This window comes from Mesobacillus sp. QJM3NY_10, from assembly GCF_056173465.1.
Map to the genome: position 1 here is coordinate 1,650,300 of NZ_CM149675.1, position 13,368 is coordinate 1,663,667.

Here is a 13,368-nt window from a genome sequence, read left to right on the forward strand (position 1 = left end):
TTATTAGTTTACAACAATCAAAGATTGAAAAAAAGAGACAGGTCACCTACAATTAACTTTATGGAGAAATAATGATTGAGAGGTACATAAATATGTCTAACTTACCGATTCTGCCGACAATCAGCACTACATTTATTGTTTTAAGTGCAATTACTGTAGCGATTGGCTGGGTCCAAATAAAACAAAGAAAGATTGATCAGCATCGCAAGACTATGACACTGGCTGGGATATTCGCCATCATATTCTTTGTGATTTATGCATCAAGGACGATTTTCATTGGAAATACATCATTTGGTGGACCTGATGATATCAAGATTTACTATACGATGTTCTTAATTTTCCATATTACACTTGCTACTATTGGTGCTGTCCTTGGAATTATCTCGCTTTACACAGGATATAAGAACAGATTAGAGCGTCATCGTAAACTTGGACCTATCACCAGTGTTACCTGGTTCTTTACCGGTATCACGGGGGTTGCAGTTTACCTGCTTCTATATGTGTTCTACAAAGGCGGAGAAACAACTTCAGTCATCAAAGCCATACTCGGGACATAACAAACTTGAAACATTGCTTATAGCAATGTTTTTTTATTTTTAAGGCTCTTTTCTCAAACTTTGTTGCTATTGACTACAAAATAGGATTAAATGACCTATGTTTCTTCACAAAATTAAAGATTATTAGGAGAAAAGAGCTTGCACACTTAATACCGAACTACAAAATAGCTATTTTCACGTTAAAATCAGCTTTAGGATTTTAACAACAATTTTTACGAAAACAGCCATTTTTAAAGGTATTCTCGCTTTAACAGGCGAATTTATTAAGTTGTAAAAAGGGGGTTGGATTTACTTGGATATTAAAGTTTTATCAGAAGAACATTATCTGGAGTCAATGAATTTATCAATGTATGCTTTTCAGTATAAAGTGCAGGAAAGTGATATTCCTAAACGGTTGGAAACCCTAAAGAAACATCGCTTGCTTGGGATCTTTGAAGAAGGGATGCTTGCTTCCAAATTGCATATTCTTTCTTTGAACGTGAAGCTAGGGCAACAGGATTGGAAAATGGGTGGTATTGCAGGAGTCGCTACTTATCCTGAACACAGACGGAAAGGGCATGTAAACGCCTTGATGAAAAAGGCACTGGAGGATATGGATCAAAGAGGGGATATAGTTTCTTTTCTTCATCCATTCCAGATCGACTTCTATAGAAGGTTTGGCTGGGAGATCATTTCAGACAATAGGAAGATAACTATTGATAAAATAGATCTAAAACCTGTAGATAGACAATCAGGAAAAATTAAACGACATACAGAGAAGAATCATTCATTGGATATCGAGAGGGTCTATGAGCAATATGCAGCAATGCATAGCGCGATGTTAGCAAGAGATTCGGAATGGTGGATCACAAGTATATACGGTGAACAAACAGCAGCTGTTTATTATGATTCAAAAAATGAAGCGTCAGGATACCTGTTATACGAGATTAAAGAAAATGTTATGAAGGTTGAGGAATACGTTTCTCTATCCCATGAAGCGAGAAAAGGACTGTGGAATTTCATTTGCCAGCATGATTCAATGGTAGATCGAGTGGAAGTACTGTTATCAGTCCATGATTCATTCCCGTACTTTTTAAAGGAGCCTAAGCTCAAAACTGAAATTTATCCATATTTCATGGGCAGAATTGTCAATGCTGAGAAAGCATTATCTAGCTATCCTTTTAACACCCGCACTGATGGGAAAAATGTGTTTCTTCATCTGGATGATGAAGCTGCTCCATGGAATACAGGGACATATATAATAGGGCAGGAAGGAGTTACATTTCACCCTGTGAAAGAGGGGAGTACATGTGTAACTGCTCCAAAGCGCGGACTGCAATTGAACATCAACACTTTAACGGCCATGTTATTCGGCTATAAACGTCCTCTTGAATTACTTGAGTTAGAACTGCTCAAGGGAGACATCGAAGAAGTCAAGGAGCTGGAGCGAGCAATTCCGGCATTCAAGCCATTCTTCTATGATTTCTTTTAAATAAGCTGTTTTCGTAAAGATTGTTGTTAAAATCCTAAAGCCGATTTTAACGTGAAAATAGCTTTTTTGTAGTTCGGTATTAAGTGTGCAAGCTCTTTTCTCCTAATAATCTTTATTTTTGTGAAGAAACATAGGTCATTTAATCCTATTTTGTAGTCAATAGCAACAAAGTTTGAGAAAAGAGCCTTTAAATATGAAAAAACAAAACCCGGATGCTAGTTCATCCGGGTTTTGTTTAGTTTATTAGAAAGTATAAACTTTTTGCATATTGATTCGTGTCTAGCTCCTCGAGACGTTTCGGGCCAGTATAAGGCGGTTACACTTTTCTAAATTTAAATTTTAAATTTCAATTTTATAATTCCAGCTTCTTTGGCTGAATTGAATCCAATCAAGAGCAATGGTCCGATGACAAAGCCCATGAAGCCGAATAGTTTCAGTCCAAGATACATGGCAATCAGTGTAGATAGTGGAGATAGTCCTATATGGCTGCCCATTACCTTAGGCTCGACTGTACGCCTGATAATCAGCAAAATAACCGCCAGGACCGCCAGTTGGGTTCCAAGGGCTATATTACCTGTTGCCAGATGGAAGATTGACCAAGGAGCCAATATGACGATTGAGCCTATCAGCGGGATAAAGTCTATCAGCCAGATCACCGCCGCCATCACAATTGCATATTCGGGAGTAATGAAAAGCAACCCAATCAGGGCTACGATGAAAATAATCACACTCACCAAAAATTGTGCTTTCAAAAAACCGAATACAACATAAGAAAGTCGGGATGTCATGAAATGTACTTTGTCAGCTGTTCTTTCTGTTAAATGGCTGTAAACACCTTGCCTTAAAGATGGCAGCTCCAGCAAGAAGAGAAACAGGGCAATCAAATAGACAAGGAAGCTGATTAGAAAATTCGGGATGTAGGTCAGCAATGCCTTCAAATTATCTATATTGATAAATGCAATCATGTCATTCTTAAGTTTATTGAGAAAGTCCTCTGCCCGGTTGCTGATTTCGGTTACAACTTCTCTTGGAAGGTCATTGGCAGCTTCAACAAAATTATTTTCTGCCTTATACCAGGCATTCGTAATTTCATTTATGTAGACTGGAGTATTATCAATCAAGTCAATTGCCTCGGTGACTGCTGTTGTAGTCAGGAAGTATCCTGCAACCATTATAAGCAATACAAACAGGAGGAAAATTGTTAATACTGCCAGGCGCCGCCCACTCTTGAATCTTTTCTGGAAGTAAACCACTGCAGGCTCGAGAAAAAGGGCGGTAATCAAAGCAGCAATCAACGGGATGGATACCGGAAGGATAATATAAAGGATTGCTGCGACAGCGATGATGATTAATGCAATAATGATCGTTCGTTTAGTAAAAATACCGGACAAGTGAAACTCCTTTCTATACTCATGAAGAGTATATACCTCTAAAAAGCATTTATTAAGGGCACTTAAGCCTTATATTTCAAAAAGCGCAAAAAATTCCTTAACAATTAAATTATAGTACGCATTTAATATAAGAAACAACAAAAATCAGCTATAACCCATGTCTTTTTTACACTTTGTTGATTTTTTTGCTGAAGGATTCGCTTTTTAACCTTATATCGCTATTCCATCTCTATGTATGCTTATGAATATTAGGTTTCGAACCTTAACTTTTAGGGGTGAGGCAATGAAGAACTCAGGAAAAATCATGCCTCAGCAAAATAGAGAGGTATGCCGTGCAGTCTGTGCAATTGTTCATGCCAACATAAATGAAAACGTCTTTTTTCAACAGTCGGGGGCTAAAACCAGGATTTCACGATTGCGAAGAAATGCATTTGCTGACAATGGAGTAATTGTTGAACTTGATCAAGGTTACGTAAAAATAAAAGTATACGTTGACACTGTAGTTGGAGAGTACTCTATCCTACTAAATGCCACGGAGCTTCAGAAAAACTTAGAAGAGGAGATTGTGCTGCTTACTTCCTTTTTACCGAAAGAGATTGATGTCATCATAACGGGTATTAATGTAAAAAAGACGCAATGAATGCGTCTTTTTACATTATGATTTTAGAGTGCGAATTTCTCTACTTCTGCTTTCACATCGTTTAAAAGCTTTTCGCACTGGCTGACAAGTGCTTTCGGGAATTGCTCACCTTCACCATATTCAACGCCATGCGGATAATAGTGTTTGCCTAACAAAGGAGTCATCAACTGTATGATCGCTTTGTGTGCACCGACGTCACCTTCATGCACATAGCCCTGGACACGCAAATAAAATGTACCTTCTTTAACCACAAGCTTTTTGTCATAGGTTACTCGCTCATAGTCCCATTGACCCTCACGGACTAGGCCGTGCTCTAACATAACCTCATCAAGACGGTTCAAGTCCGCCTTCAGGTTTTCAATACCTGTATTTTCGAATTTCATCCTATTCCCTCCTAAAAACACACTGCAGTAATATCGCCTAAAATAGATTATATCTCAAATTTAATAATAGTAAAAATATGCTTAAGTTGCAATGAATATAAAAGCGAATTTATCTGCTTTCACACTAAGGGAAACTATAGACTAAATAAGAATTAAGTAATTGAGGGCATAAATAGCCTGATCCGGGCAACCCTAACTGTGAGTAGTCAAGCTTTGATTCATAAGGAGGAAATGAAAGTGCGTAAAATCCGTGATATCATGACTAGCGATGTGGAAACATGTACTTTGTTGGATAATGTATTTGAAGTTGCGGTCAAAATGAAAGAGTGGAATGTCGGATCAGTCCCTATCGTTGACAAGGATAAGCTTGTAGGTATGATCACCGACCGGGATATTGTCATTAGAGGGATAGCAGAAAAACATCCACCGTCTTCTAAGGTTGAGACGGTAATGAGTGACCACCTAGTTACAGCGACACCGGAAATGTCCACTAAAGATGCAACCAAGCTTATGGCGGAACATCAAATAAGAAGGCTGCCAGTAGTGGAAGGTGAAAAATTAGTAGGAATCGTTGCGCTTGGTGACTTTGCTGTGAATGAAATGACAGACGAACAAGCACAACATGCTCTATCAGAAATCTCAGAGCCTGGAAACCACATGCAATAGTCTAAGGCACTCATATTGGGTGCCTTTTTGTTATCATTCATACTACAATTGTTCGAGCATTTTGTAAGGGTTGTTGTTTGATTTTGCAATAAGCAGGCCGTATGTTAAAAGTAAGTTAATCAATAAACCGCAAGAAATATCGCAATCATGTTAATGCTTATGATTTTTTTTCAATCGGAAAGAACTCTTCTATTAAAAAGAACCATATAAATGATATAATAATTTCAAAAATCACTCATATAGTGATAGAGAGAGAATAGTGTCTTTTGACTCACATCAGAGTGGCTTGTCATACTCAAAAGAAGGGGGGATCTACCTGCGAACTATTTTTAGGATTTTAATTTTTGCCGCAATCTTTTTACTTATTGGTTTATACATGGGATTTAATAAGGAAGATACTGACGAATTGGTAATTGAACAGAAGTCGGTCCCTAAAGAGGATGAATCTCTCAACAAGGATATCGATGAACAAAATATTAGTGAGGGCATTGACCAGCCTGCACAGGGAGTTGGTTCCCTATTAGGTAAGGATATCGATTCTCTTAAGGCTACATTAGGTGAACCATCCAGGGTTGACCTTTCAGCCTATGGCTTCCATTGGTGGATTTTTAACAATGACCTTGACCAATATATCCAGGCTGGTGTCCTGAATGGCAAGGTTGTGACCGCATACGGGATTGGCCCTTCGGTAAATGTACAACCATTTAAAATAGGACAGCCAATCGAACAAATCTTTTCAATGAACGTGATTGAGCCTGATGTTACGTTTGAATATAATGGAAGTTCCTACAAATTCGAGCTTTCCGAGCAGGATATGAACACAAGACCCATTATAAAAATGGGTGAATACTTTGTTCAGCTTTATATTGATAAATTTACTGGTTCCGTCTCAAGCATCCGATATATGGACAAGGAAACGATCGTCAAGCAGCGTCCATATGAAATGGTCTACAGGGGAACTCTGATAGAACCGCCTGCATTATCTGAAGGGGATTGGGTCAGAATTGAGGCTGGTCTCGAAAAACAAATCCTTGATATTACAAATTCAATCAGATCAAGGCATGAACTGCCAACGCTGGAGTGGGATGAAAAAACGGCAGAAGTCGCATATGCCCATAGCAAGGATATGGCAATTGAAGACTATTTTTCGCATGAGTCGGAAAAATTTGGAGATTTATCGGAAAGGCTAAATGCAGCGGAGATCTTGTACCAAGTGGCTGGGGAAAACATCGCAGCTAATTATACAGATGGACCTGCAGTTGTCGAGGGATGGCTGAATAGTGAATCCCACCGTGAGGCGTTATTGAATGAGGAATTTTCGCATCTAGGAGTAGGGGTGTATCAGATGCATTATACCCAGAACTTCTTGAAAATGTGGGAGCAACAACAGTAATTGCTATTTTACATTATTCATTATGTACAGCGAAGGAGCATGCCCCAAGAGGTCATGCTCCTTCGTTCTGCCTTCATGATAGAAAGTGCAAATTTTATACTTTGAGAATTGTCCAGCTCCAGCGCATGTCCGGGCTGAATAAGGCGCTTACGCTTTTCTTATTGCCCTGTTGATTGAAAAGTAACCTTGCTTCCAGTTGCCGTATAGGTGTACCATTTCCCCTTCTTCGAATCGAGGTGGAACTGCCCCTTTCTTCAATGGAGTTACTTTTTTTACGGTTATCTCCTTTAAGCCAGTGTTAATCCTCAACACTGTTATGTGATTATACCGATGATAATAAAACCGTTCTCTATATTCATTAGACTCAATGATTTTTCCGCTCACGATCGCTTCCTCAGGAATATTCTCCAGGTTGATCCACTCCTGAAAATTCGCCTGCATTTCTTTTTTTGTCAACCAATAAAAATAGGCAAGGACAATCGGAATCGCAATTGCTGTAACCATTCATGATCACCTTATTTATGCTGTTTTTTTACAACGAAGAAGCTTCCAGAGGAGTGAGCGATCTTTCTGCCATCAGACCTGAATACATCAGCTTCAAGGACAACAGTACTTCTTCCTTTATGAATCAGCGTAGCTTTACAATGAAGATTGTCGCCGATCCCTGGCGCAAGATAATGGATGTTAATCTGTGACGTGACAGCTGCATACCCTTCTGGCAGGAGCTTATTCGCAAGTGTTCCCATCGCCGTGTCGAGTATCGTGGCAGTAAAACCGCCATGTACGATGCCAAGGGTATTATCAAGTACATTCGTAATCGGAATATCAATTTCACAAGTTTCATGATCGAGTCTCCTATCCATATGGAGAAGCCCATCGATGTACGTACTGTTTTTCCCGCTTAGTTTATTTTTAACCCCGGATAGTACCGTTTTAAGGGCTTCAAGTTCCTGCTCGCCTGATAGCGAGATGCATTCGTCTAAAAGCTGTTGCAATTCTTTTTCCACTATACTATTACCTCTTTCTGAATGGCTCTGTTCCTATAATTTCAAATGAATATCATTATTTTAAAAAAGCCATCTTTTAATCTGTTTTTTATTTTAACACTTTGGCTCTGCTAAAGCACAAGGTTGACTTCTGAAATCCTTCACCAATAATGATGAGTTTCATATGCTATTATAGGCATTTGTTACACTGTGAGGTGAAAGCTATGGCCAAAAAGAAACTTCATCCCTCTGTTGAAAAGTTCAAAGAATTTGTGAAAGCCCACCCTGAGCTCGTGCAGGAAGTCAGGAAGGGGAATACAACCTGGCAGGAAATGTACGAAGATTGGTACTTGCTTGGTGAGGATGATCCAAAATGGACTAACAAAAGCAATAATGACAAGGACGAAAAAAGTGAAGAAAAGAAAACCGATTGGATAGGGACGATCATGGGTGCTGTTAAAAATATGGATCCCGAACAGGTTCAAGGACAAATCCATAACATAAGCCAGGCACTCGGGGCAATCCAGGGAGTGCTTTCCCAGTTCCAGGGAAGCAAAGGCGGACAGCAGGCATCAAATAGTTCAGGACCTGCACATCCTTTCTCATTCAGGCAGGATTAGAATGGAGGCTAACAATGCGTAAAGATGTCATGGAGCAATTACGAACGAATAAAGAGTTGATAGAGTTCGTCCGAGCCCAGCCCCACTGGTACAGGAAGCTGAGCAGGGACCCAAGGGACATTTATTCTGCGCAGATCGCCGCGTTGAACCATTTTGAAAAAACGATCCCGCATAAGGTTCAGAAGTTCTCCAACAATGTCCAGATGGCATCGATGATGATGCATATGTTCTCAAGCATGAACTCCCAATCATGACAAAGCTTTCTTCTGTATGAGGAAGGCTTTGCTAGCTTTTAGAAGTGGACTAAGCAGACATGCCAGGCCTTTTAGATGAGGCCTTTTAGATGATGCTGGCTGGAAAGTTTAGCTTTTCTGGCAGTTTCATGGTAAAATGAGGTTCGGAGGTGAGCCAGCATTGCTTGCTGTTACATCAGAAAGAGTACTATTGTTGGAAGAAGCTGAACAGTTAGTCAGCATGATTTTACAATCTGATATTGCCGAGGATTATCGGGAATGTTTATATAATGTTAAAAATAATCCGGAGACACAAAGGAAGGTTCGTGAATTTGTGGACATGAAGGAACGCTATGAAGAGGTTCAGCGTTTCGGAAAGTACCATCCTGACTACAAGGAAGTCATGGGCAAGATCCGGATTGTAAAAAGAGAGCTGGACATGGATGAGGTTATTGCTGAATTCAAGAAAGCGGAAAATGACCTGCAAAGCCTGCTTGATGAGGTTAGCGTGATCATCGGCAGATCCGTTTCGGAGAGCGTGAAAGTTCCTACCGGGAATCCATTCTTCGAAAGCTCTTGCGGAGGCGGATGCGGCAGCGGAGGAAGCTGTGGGTGCTCTGCATAAATCGTTGCCAAAAGCATGGATTATCCATGCTTTTTTCTTTTGGTTTGGCTGGTACAGATTATTGTTAAAATCCTAAAGCCGATTTTAACGTAATATATACCCGTTTTGCAGGTCGGTATTAAGCTTGCATGCTCTTTTCTCATAAGAAGCGTCAACTTTACGAAGGAATATAGGTAATTCACTCCAATTTTGTATTCAATAGCAACAAAGTTTGAGAAAAGAGCCTTTGGTTTAGCTTTGATTGACCGCAATAGAGGGTTAAATAGGATTGATTATTGAAAAAACTGGTTTTTGTATGCTAGACTAGTACAAAGCAAACGTTTACCAAAGGGGAAAAGAATATGATAGGACAGAGGCAGGGAATCATCGTCTGGCTGTATTCATTAAAGCAGGCCAAGATGCTCAGAAGATTTGGAAATGTTCATTTTGTCTCGAAAAAATTGAAATATGCAGTCATATACTGCAATCTCGATGAGGCAGAAACGCTGATGGAAAAAATCAGTTCATATTCGTTTGTTAAAAAGGTGGAACCTTCCTATAAACCATTTTTAAAGATGGAATTCGAAAACTCTTCCCCTGATAAGGCAAAAGAATATGATTATAAGATGGGAATATAGAAACAAAGAGGGTGCCCAAAAGCTATTTAACTTTTGAGCACCCTCTTTATTTTTAGTATTATCTTGTTAAATTGGTCCGTTGATTTACGTTCCAGGCGCTTCGCTTTCCGCGGGGCTAGCGCTGAGCCTCCTCATCGCTTCGCTCTTGCGGGGTCTCACCTGGCCAGCTGATCCCGCAGGAGTCTTCGCGCCTTCCACTCCAATCAACTCAGGTAATATTAATTTTAGAAATGCAAAAATTACAACAATCCCCTTTTTATTTCTCTATTGCAGTGGTGGTATATAGTGGTTCAGCCTTAAAATTCCAATAAGGTGTTGATAGTAGAGTTCTTTTTCGGCGAACATCGTTGATGGTTTAGCATCGAATTCAATGATGGTTTTGCCCAGGTCGGCAGCTAGTTCTGCAAACAAGTCATAACGTTTGTTCTTCAACACATGTGGATTCGGAATGCCTTCCCTGCATACATAAAGTGCCTGGAATTTCCCAGGGTGTGTTGGCTTTAGCACAACGACAAGGGAGCTTACATCTTTTTCATTTATTTTTGTATGGATTGCCATCAAATGCATCAATCGATGCTGGTTTGCCCTGGCGGTTTCTATCAATTCGTAAAGGTCTGAATATCCTTGTCCAAGCTCAATAAAACGTTGAATCAATCTAAATTACCCCTTCCAACTTATCTTCCATCATACTTTACCATTTGTGGTCGAGAAATTGAAGCGTTAGTCAGACTCAATTTTTTCTTACAAATTTAAAATTTTATCTTACTCTCGAGCTTTGTATTTGCTATTTTATAGTAGTAGAGATTGGAGAGTAATTCAATGAAGAAAGTGTCTTTCCTGTTGACCACAGGATTATTCATAATTATATGCGCAGCCGTCATTTGGCAATGGAGTGCTTTTCAAAAAAACAACGACCAGCCAGCTGCTGTATCAAAAGGAGATATATCTCTTATTGTGACGGTAAAGGTTGAACAGAACGAGCTTCAAGTGAAGCAGACCTTTGATCATCTTGATATGAACCAACAATATCATGCAGTCATACCATCACATGCTATAGAGGTCAAGTGCACAGGTGCGGATGGGAATACATGCGAGGAAGGACATAAGCCAAAAGGGGATAAGTTTTATTTTGAATACACGATAAAATCTGGCCCCGGGCTTTCGATGCTTATGAATGATTGGATGATTGTTCTGAAGGATGCGGCGGTCAAAAAGACGAGAATCGAGTTAGTAGATCAATATCATAGCAGGGGCACATGGTCGGCCGGACTCCCGTTGAAAGGTTATAAGCAAACGGAGTTGCTGCACTATTATGTTTTTGAAGGAGCGAATCCAACTCCTTCGCTATATTGGCAGGAAAAGCCCCTTATCAAACTAACAGGGCAAAAGGGAATCGATTACTATACGACTCAAAAGGAACAGGTAATTTACAAGTTTGACAGTCTTGAGTCCTTTTCTGACAACCACTTATCTGTAGTGATCATTGATGGCCAAAGGACTGTCCGCGGTAACGGGCTCCTGCTGGCAGGAAACGAGTTGACCGATAAGGAGTTTGAGCAAGAATTGGCATTGGCATTTTTGTCTTCGAAGTTTGGAGCAGACGAGGAAGCAGCAGGGGGGATTCTTGAGGCATTGGCTTCACTGGTAACAAAGCAGGAGTCAGAAAATGAAAAGAGCAGGGCGATGGTTGAAGAGTTGGTAAAAACTTTGACTCAAGACGAAATAGCTTCTTTTATCACCTATTTATCCAAACAAGGACACATTGATGGCAACTCTCTTGATGGGTATTTGTTATCAATCAAGGGAATGGAAACGGACTTCTTTTCAATGAACAGCAAAAAAGGACGAGGAATTTTCCCATTGCTATTTACAGACGCAAGAAGCGTCATAGTGAATGGAGATGAAAAGGAAGAACTGGCAGTTGTCATCAAAGGAGATCAATATCTGTTTCCTTTAGTGCCGACTATGAATGCTTTAGGCTATAAAACAACATTAGGAACTGACTTTACATCATTCGAAATTTCATCTGAGAGCGACACTTATAAATTCAACGTAAAGAATAAAACATTCATTCATGATGGCCAAAGCTTCGGACTCCTTGAAAACCCATTCCAGAACCTGAATGGGGAATGGTATTTAGAAAAGCACTGGTTAAATGCGATTTTTAAAGTGCAGGTTTCGGAAGGTGAAGAATCGATTACTCTTGGGTTGTAGGTTTTTTACGATCATTATCAAGAAAAAAAAAAGCCCTGCAGTTTCTGCAGGGTCCTTCTATATCCCGTCAAAAGGATAGAAGGCAAAGGGAGAGGAGAAACCGGAGGAAGAACTTATGGGGAAACGTAAGTCTTCTCCGCGGTTGGCAACAACATCCTCAAATTGATGTTGTTAATCATCATTATTTCCACATTAGGAAGGGATATACACTTATTTGGTTAATTTTTTATATGTGTGGTAGGATAAGGGAGTAATTTACATAGAATGAAAATGCTTAAATGATTGAGGAGTACATAATATGAGAGTTGTATCAGGTGATTTGAAGGGCCGCGTCTTGAAAGCGGTACCGGGAACGTCCACAAGACCTACCACTGATAAAGTGAAGGAATCGCTGTTCAATATGATTGGGCCTTATTTTACAGAAGGATTGGGTCTGGATTTATTTGCTGGAAGCGGAGGCCTTGGGATCGAAGCTCTAAGCAGAGGTCTGGATAAAGTTATTTTTGTCGACCGTGAAGGCAAGGCGATACATGTTATTAATGAAAACCTTAAATCGTGCGGGTTGGAAGAAAGGGCCGAAGTATACCGAAATGATGCTGTCAGGGCGTTGAAAGCAATTCAAAAAAGAGACTTAACGTTCGATTATATATTCTTGGACCCGCCCTATAAAAAACAACAGCTGGTCAAGCTGTTGGAAACGATTAATAAAGAGAGACTTGTTCATCATGATGGCCTGATTGTCTGTGAACATGCTTCTGAAATCACTCTGCCAGAAAAGGTAGGCAGACTTGTGCAGACAAGGAACGAAAAATATGGAATCATAGGAATCACTCTTTATAAAGGGATGTTTTCGTGAAGATTGTTGTTAAAATCCTAAAGCCGATTTTAACGTAATAAAAAGCCGTTTATTTGGTCGGTATTAAGTTTGCATGCTCTTTTCTCATTTAAGAGTCAAATTTGCGAAAAAAATATAATTCATTCAATCCTGTTTTGTATTCAATAGCGACAAAGTTTGAGAAAAGAGCCTTTTAAAGTTGATACGGTAGATGAGGGGGAAGTATAGTGGCAAGAGTGGCTGTGTGTCCGGGCAGTTTCGACCCGATTACATTGGGGCATTTGGATATCATCACAAGGGCGGCGAAGGTATTCGATGAGCTTTATGTAGTGGTTTTGAATAATTCTTCAAAGCAACCATTGTTTTCTGTGGAAGAAAGAATTGAACTTATTGAACAAGTGACAAAGAGCATCCCGAATGTAAAGGTGGATTCATTCCAGGGATTGCTGGTTGATTATGCAGAGAGCGTCAACGCCGATGCCATTATCAGGGGCTTGCGAGCTGTTTCGGATTTTGAGTATGAAATGCAAATCACATCAATGAACAGAGTGTTGAGTGATAAAATCGAGACTTTCTTCATTATGACAAACAACCAGTATTCATTCTTGAGTTCAAGTATTGTCAAAGAGGTTGCAAAGTATGATGGGAATATCTCTGAATTAGTTCCTCGCGAGGTTGAAGAAGCATTACTTAAAAAATTCAATAGCGAAGAAGAGAAATAACGGGCAGAAATTTGC

At 39.8% G+C, this 13,368-nt stretch carries 17 protein-coding genes; 12 read left to right on the top strand and 5 right to left on the bottom strand.

All coding sequences use genetic code 11. The annotated features are described in order from the left end of the window. Nucleotides 1-92: 92 nt before the first annotated feature. Both AC0VX7_RS08185 and AC0VX7_RS08190 read left to right on the top strand, forming a co-directional pair. The gene (locus AC0VX7_RS08185) at nucleotides 93-557 is read left to right on the top strand and encodes a DUF420 domain-containing protein (protein ID WP_475427424.1); all 465 of its coding nucleotides are present in this window, start codon (nucleotides 93-95) and stop codon (nucleotides 555-557) included. A 292-nt stretch (nucleotides 558-849) separates the two neighbouring features. Continuing rightward, a complete protein-coding gene (locus tag AC0VX7_RS08190; protein WP_475427425.1) occupies nucleotides 850-2,028 on the top strand; it encodes a GNAT family N-acetyltransferase in 1,179 nt (392 codons plus the stop codon). 332 nt (nucleotides 2,029-2,360) lie between these two features. Here AC0VX7_RS08190 and ytvI read toward each other — a convergent pair whose 3' ends face one another. Then, nucleotides 2,361-3,419 carry a sporulation integral membrane protein YtvI gene (ytvI, locus tag AC0VX7_RS08195; RefSeq protein WP_475427426.1) on the bottom strand — a complete coding sequence of 353 codons (1,059 nt, stop codon included), beginning with the start codon at nucleotides 3,417-3,419 and terminating at the stop codon, nucleotides 2,361-2,363. 283 nt (nucleotides 3,420-3,702) lie between these two features. On the opposite strand from ytvI, the gene AC0VX7_RS08200 reads away from it, so the two are divergent. Then, nucleotides 3,703-4,059, top strand: coding sequence for a hypothetical protein (locus AC0VX7_RS08200; RefSeq protein WP_475427427.1), 357 nt, complete (start codon nucleotides 3,703-3,705; stop codon nucleotides 4,057-4,059). Nucleotides 4,060-4,082: 23 nt separating this feature from the next. On the opposite strand, the gene AC0VX7_RS08205 is transcribed toward AC0VX7_RS08200, so the two are convergent. Beyond that, on the bottom strand, nucleotides 4,083-4,442 hold the full coding sequence (locus AC0VX7_RS08205) for a YugN family protein (RefSeq protein ID WP_214909729.1): 360 nt from the start codon (nucleotides 4,440-4,442) through the stop codon (nucleotides 4,083-4,085). Nucleotides 4,443-4,679: 237 nt separating this feature from the next. Between AC0VX7_RS08205 and AC0VX7_RS08210 the strand changes: the two genes are divergently transcribed. Next, complete coding sequence (locus AC0VX7_RS08210) at nucleotides 4,680-5,108, top strand: CBS domain-containing protein (protein WP_475427428.1); 429 nt, start codon at nucleotides 4,680-4,682, stop codon at nucleotides 5,106-5,108. 316 nt (nucleotides 5,109-5,424) lie between these two features. Continuing rightward, nucleotides 5,425-6,501 carry a CAP domain-containing protein gene (locus AC0VX7_RS08215; protein WP_475428108.1) on the top strand — a complete coding sequence of 359 codons (1,077 nt, stop codon included), beginning with the start codon at nucleotides 5,425-5,427 and terminating at the stop codon, nucleotides 6,499-6,501. 147 nt (nucleotides 6,502-6,648) lie between these two features. Here AC0VX7_RS08215 and AC0VX7_RS08220 read toward each other — a convergent pair whose 3' ends face one another. Together AC0VX7_RS08220 and AC0VX7_RS08225 are read right to left on the bottom strand one after the other, a co-directional pair. Next, nucleotides 6,649-7,005: a hypothetical protein gene (locus AC0VX7_RS08220; protein ID WP_475427429.1), complete on the bottom strand. Its 357-nt coding sequence runs from the start codon at nucleotides 7,003-7,005 to the stop codon at nucleotides 6,649-6,651. Nucleotides 7,006-7,016: 11 nt separating this feature from the next. After that, nucleotides 7,017-7,508, bottom strand: a complete 492-nt coding sequence (locus AC0VX7_RS08225; RefSeq protein ID WP_041965536.1) for a PaaI family thioesterase — start codon at nucleotides 7,506-7,508, stop codon at nucleotides 7,017-7,019. Nucleotides 7,509-7,711: 203 nt separating this feature from the next. On the opposite strand from AC0VX7_RS08225, the gene AC0VX7_RS08230 reads away from it, so the two are divergent. The 4 genes from AC0VX7_RS08230 (at nucleotide 7,712) to AC0VX7_RS08245 (ending at nucleotide 9,582) form a co-directional block, all read left to right on the top strand. Further along, nucleotides 7,712-8,107 (top strand): YlbD family protein, encoded by a 396-nt coding sequence (locus tag AC0VX7_RS08230; RefSeq protein ID WP_041965534.1) that lies wholly within the window; start codon nucleotides 7,712-7,714, stop codon nucleotides 8,105-8,107. A 14-nt stretch (nucleotides 8,108-8,121) separates the two neighbouring features. After that, nucleotides 8,122-8,361, top strand: coding sequence for a YlbE-like family protein (locus AC0VX7_RS08235; protein WP_215037018.1), 240 nt, complete (start codon nucleotides 8,122-8,124; stop codon nucleotides 8,359-8,361). A 136-nt stretch (nucleotides 8,362-8,497) separates the two neighbouring features. After that, the gene (locus tag AC0VX7_RS08240; RefSeq protein ID WP_475427430.1) at nucleotides 8,498-8,965 is read left to right on the top strand and encodes a YlbF/YmcA family competence regulator; all 468 of its coding nucleotides are present in this window, start codon (nucleotides 8,498-8,500) and stop codon (nucleotides 8,963-8,965) included. Between the two features lie 341 nt (nucleotides 8,966-9,306). Next, nucleotides 9,307-9,582, top strand: a complete 276-nt coding sequence (locus tag AC0VX7_RS08245; RefSeq protein WP_215031965.1) for a YlbG family protein — start codon at nucleotides 9,307-9,309, stop codon at nucleotides 9,580-9,582. 264 nt (nucleotides 9,583-9,846) lie between these two features. Here AC0VX7_RS08245 and AC0VX7_RS08250 read toward each other — a convergent pair whose 3' ends face one another. Next, nucleotides 9,847-10,236 (bottom strand): DUF7147 family protein, encoded by a 390-nt coding sequence (locus tag AC0VX7_RS08250; protein ID WP_475427431.1) that lies wholly within the window; start codon nucleotides 10,234-10,236, stop codon nucleotides 9,847-9,849. A 165-nt stretch (nucleotides 10,237-10,401) separates the two neighbouring features. Here AC0VX7_RS08250 and AC0VX7_RS08255 point away from each other — a divergent pair, with 165 nt between their 5' ends. The 3 genes from AC0VX7_RS08255 (at nucleotide 10,402) to coaD (ending at nucleotide 13,353) form a co-directional block, all read left to right on the top strand. Further along, nucleotides 10,402-11,796, top strand: a complete 1,395-nt coding sequence (locus tag AC0VX7_RS08255; RefSeq protein WP_475427432.1) for a stalk domain-containing protein — start codon at nucleotides 10,402-10,404, stop codon at nucleotides 11,794-11,796. A gap of 298 nt (nucleotides 11,797-12,094) precedes the next feature. Next, nucleotides 12,095-12,652: a 16S rRNA (guanine(966)-N(2))-methyltransferase RsmD gene (gene rsmD, locus AC0VX7_RS08260; protein WP_475427433.1), complete on the top strand. Its 558-nt coding sequence runs from the start codon at nucleotides 12,095-12,097 to the stop codon at nucleotides 12,650-12,652. Nucleotides 12,653-12,858: 206 nt separating this feature from the next. Further along, nucleotides 12,859-13,353: a pantetheine-phosphate adenylyltransferase gene (gene coaD, locus AC0VX7_RS08265; RefSeq protein WP_475427434.1), complete on the top strand. Its 495-nt coding sequence runs from the start codon at nucleotides 12,859-12,861 to the stop codon at nucleotides 13,351-13,353. Nucleotides 13,354-13,368 lie beyond the last annotated feature (15 nt).